The sequence below is a fragment of the Paenibacillus sp. PAMC21692 genome, from assembly GCF_014303795.1.
Taxonomy (GTDB): Bacteria; Bacillota; Bacilli; order Paenibacillales; family Paenibacillaceae; genus Pristimantibacillus; species Pristimantibacillus agaridevorans.
Genome location: NZ_CP060293.1, coordinates 4,897,593 through 4,911,738, shown reverse-complemented (window position 1 = coordinate 4,911,738; position 14,146 = coordinate 4,897,593). Strand labels below are relative to the sequence as shown.

Sequence of the window (14,146 nt, the reverse complement as noted above, 5' to 3'; positions counted from 1 at the left end):
GGTAATTGAGTATGATATTTCATACTGAATTGTGAACAGAAGTTACTTTTCGAGTAGATGTGTATGATTTTTCATACACATTTTTGCTGATTCCCCTTGCGCGATACGATTGTGTATGAAAAATCATATACAATAGTGGCGCACGGCACTTTGACGGGTTATTGAGTATGATATTTCATACTCATTTGTGGTCAGAAGTTACTTATTGAGCAGACGTGTATGATTTTTCATACTCGTTTTTGCCGATTCTCCTTACGCGACCGTTTGTGTACGAAATATCATTTTCGTTGTGCAGTCAAGTCCTTCTGTTACGTACTACAGTAACACGCCGACCCGGGAGGGCCGGCGCGCAACATGGAATCACGGAATCGTTAGTCCGGTTGTATTTGATCAAAGTATTGTTTGACTTTATCCTGCATACTGGCGGGCAGTTGATTTCGTCCCAGTGTCCGCTTCGCTTCTGCGGCGTATTCGCCGTACACTTCGTTGTATGGACGAGTGGTGCCGTCGATCATCGGAGATTGTCCGCCATTCTGTGTGGTTCCACCGTTCGATGGACCAAAGTCGTTCTCGATCTGGCCCTCTCCCTGCATACTTCTGGGCGTTGTCACCAATTCCCGACCGCCGACTCCTGATCCGGCACCAGAGCCTTGACCTGCTCCGCTGCCACTGCCTTGGCCCGCCCCGCTTCCGGAGCCTTGGCCCGCTCCGCTGCCACTGCCTTGGCCCGCCCCGCTTCCGGAGCCTTGGCCCGCTCCGCTGCCAGAGCCTTGGCCCGCTCCGCTGCCAGAGCCTTGGCCCGCCCCGCTGCCAGGGCTTGCTCCGCTGCCGCCGCCAGGGCTCGCCCCGCTGCTGCCCGCTTGGCCAGCCGCCCAAGACGGCGGCACAGCGCCGCCTTGCGCGGCCAGCGACTCCGCCAGCTGGCGGCCGCTTTGCCCGAGCTGGCCTGCAGCCGCCCGGGCCAGCTCCTCCAGCTCGCCCTGCGTCAGCCCGCGGGCGAGCGCTTGCTCCAGGGCGGCGAGGCCATCGCCGCCCTCCTCGCCACCGGCGGGCTCACCCTCGCCCGCCGAAGCTTCGCCGGCGTCGCGCACCTGCCGCGCCGCCTCATCCAGCGCCGCCGCGAGCTCGCCGGCGGCGCCTTCTTGCGGCTGCTGCCCAGCCAGCCGCTCCAGCGCTTCCGCCAGCGCTTCGCGCTCCGCTGGCGACAGCTCCCGCAGACGCGAGCGAAGCTCGTCGATCGCGTCTGCGAGCGCTTCGGCGGCGCGGGCTTGCATCGCCTCGCCGATCTTTTTAAGCTCGCGCTGCTCCGTCATCGCGTCCGCTACAGCCTGCAATCGCTGAGCTGCAGCCTGCGCTTCCTTTGCCGCGAGCTCCAGCTCCTTCATTGCCGCTTCAAGCTCCTTAAGCGCCTTAACGGAGTCTACGCCCGGCTCTTCGAGCTCCTTGCGCAGCTCGTCAAGCGGTTTGAGCAGCTTTTCCTTCTCCTCGTCAGGCAGCTCAAGCTCCTCAAGCTTTTTCTCGAGCTCCTCGCGTTCCTTTTCCATCTGACGGATCGCCTCTCTGGATTCCGCCAACGCTTCCGCCCTGTCATCCAACGGATTAGGCAACAGCAAAAGCAGAACGATCATCAACCATGCAGCTAACGCCCCAAATACGAGGGGTCGCCACCGTTTCCAGACAGGCCATGGCAAAGATCTTCTCAAATCCGACGTATAACGTCTGGCGGCTTCTTCTGCCTCCTCGCGCTGCAATCGCACGATAATCTCATTAGCGGAACTAACGGAACCAGGATCCTTCGGCATTAACCCTTCCAGGGCCGTCGAGATGGCATCTTGCGGTTCGCCCCGATCCATCTGCCTGGCCGCGTCACGTACGCTTGCGCGCCGCCAGATCCCTAATCCGATGCCAACAACCAAGCCAGCGCCTACAACGATCAGTAGCATCTGCCGCGTATGCAGCAAAGGCCAAATCCGGCTGGCCGCAAGTATAATCGCGCCCGCTAAGCTCCCCCCGAGCAAGCCGTACAACCCCATCCGGGTCAGTGCGAATAAGGTCAGGCGCTTTTTCACTTTGCTTAGGTCATGCAGCAATGGATCCTTATTCATCCTGAACCTCCCCCCTAAAAAGTCATGTTTCTCCAGTTTTCTCGTTCCTTCCTTCGCCCTGGCTTACTTACGTCCCGTTCTCCCCCTCAGCCGAGGGCGCAAATTGCGGATTGCCATCCAATTCGCGAAAATTGCAAGAACGCCGAACACAATCATAAACTCTTGCCACAAAGCCATCGGCGCGCCTTTCGGCTGCGTGTTCCCGCTCCAGCGATTGACCATGAACGCCTGATCGGAAATGGAAGGGTCAAGAATGCTGTACAAGGCGCCTACAGGATTCAGCGCGATAATATGGCCGACCCATGAATAGGAAGTAGTTGCCGAGATCGTTCCCGCTGCGCGAGCCTGATCCATGACGCTTTGCATGACGAAGAACAAGATGGCTGTTCCCGCGAACATAAACAACGTCACTCCATAGGTGGAGATTACCGATATCATCGTGCGCTTCAACAGGGTCGAGAACAAAACGCCGAACGAACCCAGCACAATCATCATGAACAAGTAGAAAACAAATACGAGCACAAGCTGTTTCGGCGAAACTCCGCCATAGAGAAACATCATGCTGTAAACGGGTACCGTAGCAAACACGATGAGAATCATAAAGCTTAAGGATGACACCAGCTTGCTGAGAACGATCGTCGCGGAGCTTTGCTGCGTCGTGAGCAGCAAATTCAGCGTCTGCTTCTCCCTCTCGCCGCTAATGACGCCTGCCGTCAGACCTGGCGCCATAAAGGCAATCAAGCCAAGCTGCGCCATGCTTAGAAAATAGAACAATATCTTGCTTTGCTCGGGATTGAAGGCCGCGCCCCTTCCCGACATTCCTTGCGTCAAGTAGATGGCGCTCAGCGACATAAGTCCGAGAGCGAATAAGTAGAAAAACAGCGTCCACATGGCACGCGGCGTGCGCATGCGAAGCCGGAACTCTTTGTCTAGCACCGGGTTGATCAGCTTCGAACGCCAATTGAATTTGTCTCTTCCGGCAGCGGCATGTTCATTCATCGGCGGCTCCCCCTCTCGTAATTTCCAGGAACACATCCTCAAGATTCGTCTGCGCCTCGCTAAAGGATACGATACGGAAGCCCTGCCCCATCAGTCCGGACAACAGCTCCGCCTGATCGGAGTCATCGCCGCCGTAATGGATTCCAATGCCGCGATCGTCGCGCAGCAGTTTATTGACAAATGGCTGTTCTTCCAAGTATGTTTCGGCTTCCTCCAGGCGGTCAAGCAATCGGATATGCAGAATTCGTTTAACGCGCAGCCGGCTCTGAATATCGGCTACATTGCCTACCGCAACCATTTGACCGTGCTCGATGACGCCGATTTCGTCTACCATCTCCGCCAGCTCGGGCAAAATATGAGAGGAAATAATAATCGTTTTGCCCATCAACTTCAGTTCCTTCAATATTTCCCTCATCTCGATCCGGGCGCGGGGATCTAGGCCGGAAGCGGGTTCATCGAGAATAAGCAGATCCGGATCATGTACGAGACATCTCGCGAGGCACAGTCTTTGTTTCATCCCTCTGGACAAGCTGTCCACGTAAGCATCCCGTTTGTCCGTCAGGTTTACAAGCTCCAGCAACTGCGGGATGAGCGCCTCGCGCTCCGCCTTCGGAATGCCATAGCTCGCTCCATAGAAATGCAAGTATTCAACGGCTTTGAACTGGTCGTACACGCCAAAGAAGTCCGGCATATAACCGATTCGTTTGCGAACCTCATGCGGATGTTTGGTGACATCGAAGCCGTCTACTTTCGCCACTCCTGCGGATGGCGCCAGCAGCGTGGCGAGGATGGACATCGTCGTCGATTTGCCCGCGCCGTTGGGACCGACGAATCCGAATACGGTTCCTCTACCGATCGTGAGATCAATGCCCTTCAACGCATGGAAGCTGCCGAAGGACCTTGCTAGCCCTCGTATTTCGATCATCGGCGCTGCAGCGGCTTCCACAGCCGTATTGGCTCCGCTCTCTGCTTCGTTCTCGTGTACAAAAGTTGCCTTATCTTCGCTCATGGCTGCAAAACCTCTCCTTCCAACGTCAGCTGCGGCAACCAGATCGTGCCTTCCGATGTACTGACCATCTTAAGACGTATAGATTGCGCGGGAGTCAGGTAAGCAGCCGGCGCTTCCAGTTTGCCGCCAAGCTCGACCCATTGGCCGGTCGATTCCTGCCAGATGCTCCACACCGCGTTTGGATTGCTGTTTCCATTGACGAAATTTATATCCAGTTTGTCGTAGGCGACTCCAAACCCGTTCGGCAATAAATATTCCATCTCCATCTCTCCCTCGCCGATTTGCATCGTTCCGTCGCCGTATGAGCTGTAGCTTTGAATCGTATTCGAAGTCATAATGGGCGACATGGCTCCTGCGGGGACGTGCACCCGGCCGCCAGTCTGGATAACGGGCTCCAGCTCCTTGACCCACATACGTAAATTATCGGATTGGACTTTGGCGCCGTCGACCAAGTATTGGTTCGCATGGTCTTCGCTAAAACCTACGATAACAGGTTGTTGTGCCTGCAGCACTCCGCCATTGAATCGATTGAAGTACATATCAAGAAGCTCGCGTTGTCTGCGATGCTCATCGACTTGCCTGTTATTCGTTGGATGCGGAAACACGCTTCCGCCGTAATAAAAGTAGCCTTGAGCGGGCATGGACGGCATTACGGCTTCGCCGCTTTCCCCTTTCTTCAGATCGCCAATCGACGTTGAAGATCCTTGCGCAAGTAGATGGACGTTGGTCAAATCAACCGTCGTATTGTTGGTGACGATGGCTTTGGAAGTGCCGTTGTCATCCTTATAGCTCACATCCAGAGTACCTGTCTCTTCTGCAGGGGCTGCTTGCCGATCTGTCCAAAGCTTGCGAGTGGACCAGTACGGAACGCCCTTCCAGACGGCCTTGGTCTCCGCGTCGCCACTCCATAATTGATAGTGTCCGTTTGAATTGAGGCCGTTTCTCATTCCGTTGTCGCCATAGAAACGAATAGGTTTTGCTTCGTCGAACAACGCCGTAACGGTGCCGCCGGCCGGAGTAAAGATGCCTGTGCCTCCCGATATGACGGCGTGCCCATCACCGGATATTTCTACGATCTCCACCGTATGCGACATAACGGACCGCTTATCGCCGGAGCCGATGAAGAACACCGTGACCCCCATGACGATCGATAATACCGGGATGAGCCACCATGCCCATTCTCTGCGATCGGCTTTAGCGAGCACGATATACAACATAGGCGCAATTACTAATATATAAATACCTAACATTGCTATAAGCAACAGCAGCTCGGGCTGTTTAATGGATGGGAACAAATCGAGAATATTGTTAAGTTGCCAATATTGATTCAAATATCCGCCTGATCCCATTGCCGCATTTACAGATGTCGGCATTAAGGTGTCGCTCAGAAGCTTGGCCCACAACAATGAGCTTCCCGCCCACGAAGCCATCGGCTCCAGGGAAGGATCAAATGCCGCGTATACGACTTGTCCGAAGCCTTGTTCTGCGGACACAGCGAGCGGCACCTCGCCTTCAACAACGATAGCCGTGCCGCGGACGGCTTTGCCATTTGATACCGTAAGACCATTCGGCAGCGCCAGACTCTCCCCTCCAGCCGACTCCAGAGCCAGGGCGCTTGTTAATTGCGAAGTGCCCCCCGCTTCCACAGGCGCCAGCTCGGCAAATGCTCTTGACGTTTGTTCATAGCCGGCGCCGCCGGAGAGGACTAACGTTCCGCCTCTAATGACCCAATCCCGAATCGCCTGGATCCGGCTCTCGCTCCAGTCTCCCGTGGGGATATCGTTGATAACGATAACGTCCAGCGAATCCAATAGCTCCGTTTCGTCCGGCAAGTCTTCGGGTTTAAGCGGATAAACGGCGATATCGTACCCTTTCTGATTCAACTGCGGCATAAAATTAAAAGTATCCGGATCTCGCGATACAACTCCGATCATGTAGCTTAGCGAATTGCGGGAATCAAGATATCCTCTCTCGCCAAGCTGTCTCCCCTTGGCTTTTTCATTGTAGCCGCCCTCGTAGAAGGCGATTCGGTTGCTGTCTTTGTTCAATATGACGCCCGGCACGCCTACAGTCACTTGCACCGGCGATCCCGGCGGAAGTTCCAATGGAACGACGGAATTCGTCGTGACATTGTCCCCGTTAATGTAGGATAATACGAGATCGCCTTTTAACGTATCGTCCGTATCGTTCGTCAAGGTTAGCCTAGCCGGATACCAGCGCCCGTCCTTGTAGCCGCCTTGAAAGCCGATCGTTGACTGAAGACTAATCCCGGATCCTTCGCCATCCGCATGGACTGCGAGCGCCGGCCAAGCCAGCAGGAATACAATTAGGGCCAACGCCGCTCTCGCCATGAATGGCTGTCGATATGTACGTTCTCCTCTCACGCCTCTTCCCCTTTTCTTTCAACATTCATTTAAAAGCATGCCTTGCCTCTTTCTATTGTAACGGTTTTTAACGCCAAAAAGTTGCTATTTCTTCCAAATATGATAGTTGGCATAAGTCGCAACTTATAGAGGAATAGAAATTAAAAAAAACAGCGTATTCATTCAACGCTTCAGGAATAGATTATCTTATCCTGGCTTTGAATAGATCGCTGTTTCTGTCTTTAATACGTTAGCTCTTCGAATTTCACGCCGCGTGAAGTATCCGTCGCTACTTCTACCGATACGGTGACCCGGACGCCGAACTCCCGACCGCTCTGATTGAGCCATAACCGGAATTTTTCTTCGACTATCCCTTGGCCAAGCTGACTTCGCCCCTCGTATTTGTAGTCGACGATGGCGGCTCCGTTATACGCCTTTGCCGTTTCTTGCACGGCTAACCTCCCCCACTTGGCATAAGCGGGCGCAGCTGCCTGCACAATAGCCGAGTTTTCCTTACCGGATGAGGAAGCATGCAGCAATAGTGGATCGTGGTGCAATGCCGTAACGGATTCGCCTTGAGCTAGACTCATGAGGAGAAGAATGGTTTTCACCACCACATTCCGAAGCACTGTGTTTCACCCCGCCTTCTGCCCGCTGTTTGCGGGCAGTTGTCAGCTTACCCCTTTCTGCGGAAATTTATGCGCAGAACTCCCATTTCCAAACGATTCAATGTATTTTGCATAAATCTTCGCGCCACCCATCACCAAATGGACGCGGCCCTCTAACCAGAAGCAGACGTTTGCTAAGTGAGTGCAGGCTTAGTGTCTGTAGAGCAATGGGCATCAATGGGACGTCGTATGGAGGGAGAGACGTTTAACGCGGGATAGTCGACATCGGTACGATGATTGTGAGTGCATTGTGAATGCTGCCACTCAAGAAGAATAGAGGATGTTAAAGGAAAATCACCTTCTAATTTTGCTTTTAAACCAGATTTTCCGACTTTAAGGGGATTAACGCCCTCAATTCTCGATCCAATTGGCATTTCCCCATCATTATGCTTGAATTAGTGGGAGGATTTCCCTTTAATGCTTCGAAGAGAGATGAAATAGCTAATATTAAATGGAGTTTTTCCCCTTATTTAATACGAAGCTATTGATACTTTTCACATCGAGGAACACGGTAACTTTTTACCACAAGGAGCGTCCCTACCTCTATTCCATTTGTTTTCACATTTGTTTTTACAGTTTAATTTACTTCATTATTTCACAGTTTATTTTGGTTGAGCAAGGGGCAGAACAGGTGAGTATCGTGGTCGAATGAAGTTTTTATACTTCATCGGCTACTCGAGCCACCTATACGGGCAAATGAAGCTTAGTTTTATGTTTCAATGGCTCCTTAAGCCAGCCATGTGGCAAATTGAAGTATAGTTTTATGCTTCATCAAAGGACAAAAGGTGCCGCTAAGATCTGTTAGATTTTTCAATCGTTTTCATCTGAAAAAAAACTTGCTTACTTACTTCCCCAAGTCTTGGGGTTGCAAAATTTCCAAAATAAAAACAGCCCCGCAAATGATTCACTCGCGGGACTGCTCGAAATTTATTTTGCTGTAGCTGCTTTTCCTTTTTTTGCTTTTTTGCGATTAAGCACCTCGTAAACGATTGGTACGATGATCAACGTGAGCAGCGTCGAGCTGATCAAACCGCCGATTACCGTCACCGCCATCCCCTTCGAGATGAGACCGCCGGACTCGAAACCGAGTGCCAGAGGAAGCAAAGCGCCTACCGTCGCGATCGCCGTCATCAGGATCGGGCGAAGGCGCGTAACGCCGGCCTCCAGCAGAGCTTCGCGTACGGACAAGCCCTCCCGCTCCTTGTGAATAACGCGGTCGATCAATACGATCGCGTTCGTTACGACGATGCCGATCAGCATCAATGCGCCGATCATTGCCGTTGCGCTGAGCGTCTCTCCGGCGATCCACAGAGCGACCAGGCCGCCGATAATGGTAAACGGCAAGGAGAACAGAATCGTAAGCGGAGTTAGTCCGCCGCCGAAAGTTAATACAAGCACCAGGTACACGATGGCAACCGCAGCGAGCATCGCAAGGCCCAGTTGGGTAAACGTTTCGTTAATTTGTTCCGTTACGCCGCCCATCGTAATCTCAATGTTGCCTGGAAGGTCCATGTTGTCGATTGTCTTCTGAATATCCTTCGAGACGGCGCCGACATCGGAGGAAGCTACCTCTGCAGATACTTCCGTGTATACACGATCGTTGAGACGCGTAATGGTATTCGGAGATTCGCCCTCTTCAATCGTAACGACATCTTTAAGGGCGACTTCCGTTCCCATTGGCGTCATGATGGATACATTTTCAAGATCGGACAAGCTGGTGTACGTTTTCTCTTCCGTTTTTACATAGATATTAACATCCTCGCCGTCGACCTCGATCGTCGTCAGCACCGGATTGCTCCTCACGGGGCTAAGCGCCATCGCAACCTGACCTGCTGTCAATCCATGCTGGCTCAGCTTGTCACGGTCGGCGACGATACGGTATTGTTCGTACGTTTGCGCCAGACTGGAGTCGATCTTCGTCAACTCGTCATTTTCTTGCAGCTTCGCGACCAACTCGCTTACGACCGGCTCAAGAGCCTTCATGTCGGGACCGAAAACTTGCATGGTCACGCCGGATCCGCCGAGTCCGCCTCCGGTAAAGTCTTGCTCCTTCCACTCGCCCTGTCCGCCAAGCTCTTGCAGCATAGGAAGGATTTTTGCTTTCTCTTCGGAGAAGTTTTGGAAATCCTTATCGTAATTAATGTTGAACAAAGCTTGTTTGGACGCGCCCGGATTCATCGGATTGGCTCCGCCGACCGCATATTGCAGCACCTTGACGCCTTCGCGCTTTTCGGGCACAAGAAGCGCTTCCGCCTTAAGCGCCAGCTCTTCTACTTGTTCTCTTGTTTCGCCAGGAGCCGGGTTGTAAGTAATGATTACAGCTTTTTGTTCGTCCGCAGGCAGGAAGCTGGTGCCAATGACGGGAACAAGCGCGAAGCTGCCCACAAGCAGCAGAACCGCGACGCCGAATGTGACCAGTTTGTGGTTAAGCGACCAGTTCAATACGCCTTTGTACCACAGTGCCAGACGACCTGGCTTATCTTCGTGTCTTTGCTCCGGCTTGAGACCATTGCGGAACATCATATGGGCCATCATAGGCACGACCGTGATCGCAACGATGAGGGATGCGACCAGCGCGAACACGACGGTAAGCGCGAACGGCATAAATACTTCGCCGACCATGCCGGACACGAAGCCCAGCGGCAGGAATACCGCAACCGTTACGATTGTCGATGCCATGATCGGAACGAACATCTCGCGAGTCGCATCCGCGATAAGCGCCTTGCCGCTCAGCTTCTCGCCGGCAAGCGACATACGCCTGTAAATATTTTCGATGACGACAATGGAGTCATCGATCACCCGGCCAATGGCGACGGTAATTGCGCCGAGGGTCATAATGTTAAGTGTAATGTCCATCTGTTTCAGAACAAGCATCGCCATCAGGATAGACAGCGGAATCGATACGACGGAGATAATCGTCGAACGGATGTTGCGCAGGAACAGCAGGATGATGACGATAGCGGCAAGCGCTCCGATAATCGCTTTGCTCAGCATCGTGTGAACCGACTCTTCGATCGGCTCGCCTTGGTCGAAGGAATGCTCTACTGTCATTCCATCGATGTCCGCCTGTATGGCCGACATCTCATCCTTCACCAGATTGACGACGTCAACCGTATTGGCATCCGCCGATTTGACGATGCTGACGCCAATGGCATCTTTGCCGTTCGTTCGGGAGATCGACTCCGCCTTGTCCACGACACTCAAGTCGGCCACATCGCTGAGCTTAACGCCAGGGACGATGATCAGATTGCGAAGATCATCCTCGCTTACGATATTGCCGTCGACCAAGACGGATTTCTCGGATTCGCCGAATTCGAAAATTCCGAGAGGGACGGACATGGCGGAAGCTTGAATAATGCCTTTGATCATCTCTTCGGTCATGCCGATCTCGGCGAGAACTTCCGGCTTGAAGGCAAGCTGGCCTTCTACCACGTTCTGTCCGGAGATCTGGACATCGGCAACGCCCTCAAGACCTTGAAGCTTCGGAATGACGCTTTCGTTCACCTGTTTGGTCAGTTGGGCCAAATCCAGCGAATCGTTGGAGATGCTAAGCGATAGTACGGGGAATGCGTTGAGGCTGATTCGGGATACGGACGGCGACTGTACGCCTTCCGGGAACCCGATTTCTCCTAGCAGGCTTTTTACCTCTTGCTCCGCTTCGTCCATGTTCGTCTCGTAATCGAATTCGATCACGACGGACGATGCGTTCTCGAACGACGTCGATGATACGTTGTTTACGCCGGACATATTCCGCGTACGCTGCTCGATCGGCTTCGTTATCTTGTCCATTACTTCTTCCGGCGCTGCTCCCGGATATACGGTCGTGACGCTGACGATCGGAATCGTAATGTCCGGAATCGTCTCCATCTTCATGCTGGTACCGGCCTGTAAGCCTGCGAACAACACGATAAGCGTGATGATCCATAATGCGAATTTGTTGTTCAGCGAAAATTGAATAATACTCTTCAACGTCTCCCACTCCTCTGTCTATCGTCAAATCTTGAATCTATAACCAACGCCCCATATCGTCTCGATATATTGCGGGTTGGACGGATCATGTTCGATCTTCTCGCGAAGTCTGCGGATATGGACGGTTACCGTGGCGGCATCGCCGTTGGAATCCAGTCCCCATATGCGTTCGAACAGTTCTTCTTTCTCGAATACGCGGTTGGGATGCGATGCGAGAAGCAGCAGCAGCTCGTATTCCTTGGAGGTCAGCATGGTCTCTTTCTCGTGGATAGTGACTCTGCGAGCCGATTTATCGATCATCAAGCCTCTAATCTGAACGATATTGCCAGGATTGATTTTATCCGCGGTCAGCCTGTCGAACCTGGCGAGATGCGCTTTGACCCTGGCCACAAGCTCGCTTGGGCTAAAAGGTTTCGTAATATAATCATCTGCCCCGAGTCCAAGCCCTCGAATCTTGTCGATGTCTTCCTTTTTTGAGGTAACCATCAGGATGGGCATATTATGTTTGCCGCGAATTTGACGACATATTTCATAGCCGTCAACCTTGGGCAGCATGACGTCCAGGATGATAAGATCATGACCGCCTTCCAATGCTCGCTGCAGCCCAACATCGCCGCGGCTTTCGATCTCTACCGAATAGCCGTGGCTTTCCAGGTAATCTCTTTCCAATTCGGCAATGGACTTCTCGTCTTCTATAATCAGGATGTTCTTCATATTTCGTTCACCGCCTTTATTGCTGGCAGCCTCAGGCAAAATATCGCTCCGCCCTCCGCCGCGTTCTCCGCCCATACAGTGCCTCCGTGTCCTTCTACGATCTGCTTTACGATGGCTAGTCCAAGCCCGTTGCCTCCTGTCTCGGAATTACGGGATTGCTCCGCGCGGTAGAAACCTTCGAATATATGGGGCAAATCCTCTTCTTCGATTCCCGGACCCGTATCCTGGAAGGTGATAAGAGCATCTCCTTCGGACTTTTGTACCGTAACGACGATAGTAGCCTCACTCCGTTCGGACTGCTGATTCATATACTTGATCCCATTGGACAAGATGTTGGCAAACACCCGGTTCAGCTTGTCCGGATCGGCTGCCACCAGCAGTCCCGCCTGCATCGCCTTATTATGAAGCCGAAGCACGATGCCATCCTTCTCGAGCTCGAAGCGCTGCTCCTCGAGATAGTCATCCACATATCTCGCGATATCCACCGTCTTGAAGTCGTAAACCACCTTCTGCAGATCCAGCTTGGAGAATAGGAACAGCTCGTCGATCAAGTGATCCATCTCCGACGCTTTGCGGTAGATCGTGCCCATATAGCGGCTTCGCTTTTCATCCGTATTGGCGATGCCATCCATGATCCCTTCGACATATCCTTTAATTGCAGATATCGGCGTTTTTAGATCATGCGAAATATGGGACAGCAGCAGCTTGCGGTTCTCTTCATATTGAAGGCTTTGGTCAATGGAATGCTTCAGCCTCGCCCGCATTTCTTCGAAGGCGGCGCCAAGCTGGGCCACTTCGTCTCCGCTGCCCACTTTCTTCTTGAACGTCCTTCTTCTCGGAGTGACCGGCTCTGCCAGATTGCCTTCCTTGATCTGCAGTGCTGCAGACCGGAGCGACTGAAGCGGCTTGATAATGCTTCGGGATACGAAGTAGGTGAGCAGCATGCTTGACAGCACGATCGACAACAACATTAGAATCATGGTCAGGGGATGCCAGAAGAACGGAATTTGTTCTACCCGATAGAGCAACAGCGCCTTTCCTTTTCCTCCATCCGGGTATTGAAAGTCGAGCTCATGAGAGGTAAAACGATAATTGCGGAAAAATAATCTTTCGTTGGGCTCTTCCGCAAGTTCTTGCCAATCCTCTTCCTCCGATAACGAGCTCAGAAAGGGAGAAACATCGGTAACCCTGTCATCCTTGGAAATAATGAGGCCCGCCCACTGCTCGCTAAGCCGCTCCTGCAGATCCGTCAGGAATTCCGGATTCTGAAGTTGGCCCGTATCTTCCCGAAGCACATACATGAGTTCACCATAAACTAAGGCCTGATTGAAGTTCTCGTCTTGCTTCGCCTCTGTCAGATCCCTAATGTCCTGCTTGCCGCTGCTGGCGAATATGATCATGATGAACAGAATTAACAGGATGACCGGGACGACGGCCATCGCCAGATAAGACATATACAGTTTCAAGCGAATGGACATGCATCACGCTCCGTTCCCGGGTTAGGATGTTTCATCTATCGTTTATCATAAAGGCTAATTCTAAACGAAATTGTAATCAAATATTACAAATTTATTACGTTACGAAAGTTATTTCAAACTGCCGATCCGGTCGACTGGCCAAATTCGGAACACCGCCTTGCCTTCCAAGCTGGATAACGCGACAGGTCCGAAGTCGCGGCTGTCCTGGCTTCTTTCGCGATTATCGCCTAAAACAAGCACATGTCCGGACGGAACGACGAAGGGGACATCCAGACTGCCCGGAAACGTCTCTCCTTTCGCATAAGGCTCCTCAAGCCTGATTCCGTCCACGAATACAGCTCCATCAGCGATGTCGACCGTTTGACCTTCCAGCGCGATGACTCTCTTTACAAGACGAAGTTCATGCTCCGGTCCGTTAATGATGACGATATCTCCTTGCTTCGGCTCGCTTACCCGGTACGACCACTTATCTTCGATCAGCCGTTCTCCTTCGACGAGCGTATTTTGCATGGACACGTTATGTACTTCCGTCTGGGCATAAGCGTATGTCTGAAACAACATGGCCAAAGTAATCGCAACGCCTAACGATAAAGTCCAGTCTCTCAGCTCTTTCATCCAATTGCTCGTCCACCCGCGATTACCGGATTCGAGCTTTTCCTTGTTATTTTCCATTTGCATGTCTCTCCTCAAGTTTCGAATGATTGCGCGATATGGCGAATATGCCCAAAACCTATACGTTATACGAAAGTCGTTGGCGAAAGTTTCCTGTTCTGGCCGGTCTATCGTTTGGAAATGACAAAAAACAGTCCCGGGCAAGCAACAACAAGCCGGAGACTGCTTT

The 14,146-nt window shown here is 52.5% G+C and carries 9 protein-coding genes; all 9 read right to left on the bottom strand.

Translation table 11 applies throughout. From position 1 onward, the window contains the following. Nucleotides 1-371: 371 nt before the first annotated feature. Nucleotides 372-2,105 carry a hypothetical protein gene (locus H7F31_RS19665; protein ID WP_187100154.1) on the bottom strand — a complete coding sequence of 578 codons (1,734 nt, stop codon included), beginning with the start codon at nt 2,103-2,105 and terminating at the stop codon, nt 372-374. 63 nt (nt 2,106-2,168) lie between these two features. Next, entirely contained in the window at nt 2,169-3,104 is a 936-nt protein-coding gene (locus H7F31_RS19660) for an ABC transporter permease (RefSeq protein WP_187100153.1), read from the bottom strand. Beyond that, nucleotides 3,097-4,029 (bottom strand): ABC transporter ATP-binding protein, encoded by a 933-nt coding sequence (locus H7F31_RS19655; RefSeq protein WP_187105434.1) that lies wholly within the window; start codon nt 4,027-4,029, stop codon nt 3,097-3,099. The genes H7F31_RS19660 and H7F31_RS19655 overlap by 8 nt, the downstream gene beginning before the upstream one ends. Before the next feature lie 80 nt (nt 4,030-4,109). Continuing rightward, nucleotides 4,110-6,497 (bottom strand): DUF7408 domain-containing protein, encoded by a 2,388-nt coding sequence (locus H7F31_RS19650; RefSeq protein WP_187100152.1) that lies wholly within the window; start codon nt 6,495-6,497, stop codon nt 4,110-4,112. Nucleotides 6,498-6,718: 221 nt separating this feature from the next. Next, a complete protein-coding gene (locus H7F31_RS19645) occupies nt 6,719-7,105 on the bottom strand; it encodes a DUF3889 domain-containing protein (RefSeq protein ID WP_187100151.1) in 387 nt (128 codons plus the stop codon). A 966-nt stretch (nt 7,106-8,071) separates the two neighbouring features. Then, nucleotides 8,072-11,113, bottom strand: a complete 3,042-nt coding sequence (locus tag H7F31_RS19640; RefSeq protein ID WP_187100150.1) for an efflux RND transporter permease subunit — start codon at nt 11,111-11,113, stop codon at nt 8,072-8,074. A gap of 24 nt (nt 11,114-11,137) precedes the next feature. Further along, nucleotides 11,138-11,827, bottom strand: coding sequence for a response regulator transcription factor (locus tag H7F31_RS19635; protein ID WP_187100149.1), 690 nt, complete (start codon nt 11,825-11,827; stop codon nt 11,138-11,140). After that, nucleotides 11,824-13,305, bottom strand: a complete 1,482-nt coding sequence (locus H7F31_RS19630; RefSeq protein WP_187100148.1) for a sensor histidine kinase — start codon at nt 13,303-13,305, stop codon at nt 11,824-11,826. The genes H7F31_RS19635 and H7F31_RS19630 overlap by 4 nt, the downstream gene beginning before the upstream one ends. Nucleotides 13,306-13,413: 108 nt before the next feature. Further along, a complete protein-coding gene (gene lepB, locus H7F31_RS19625) occupies nt 13,414-13,977 on the bottom strand; it encodes a signal peptidase I (protein ID WP_187100147.1) in 564 nt (187 codons plus the stop codon). Nucleotides 13,978-14,146 lie beyond the last annotated feature (169 nt).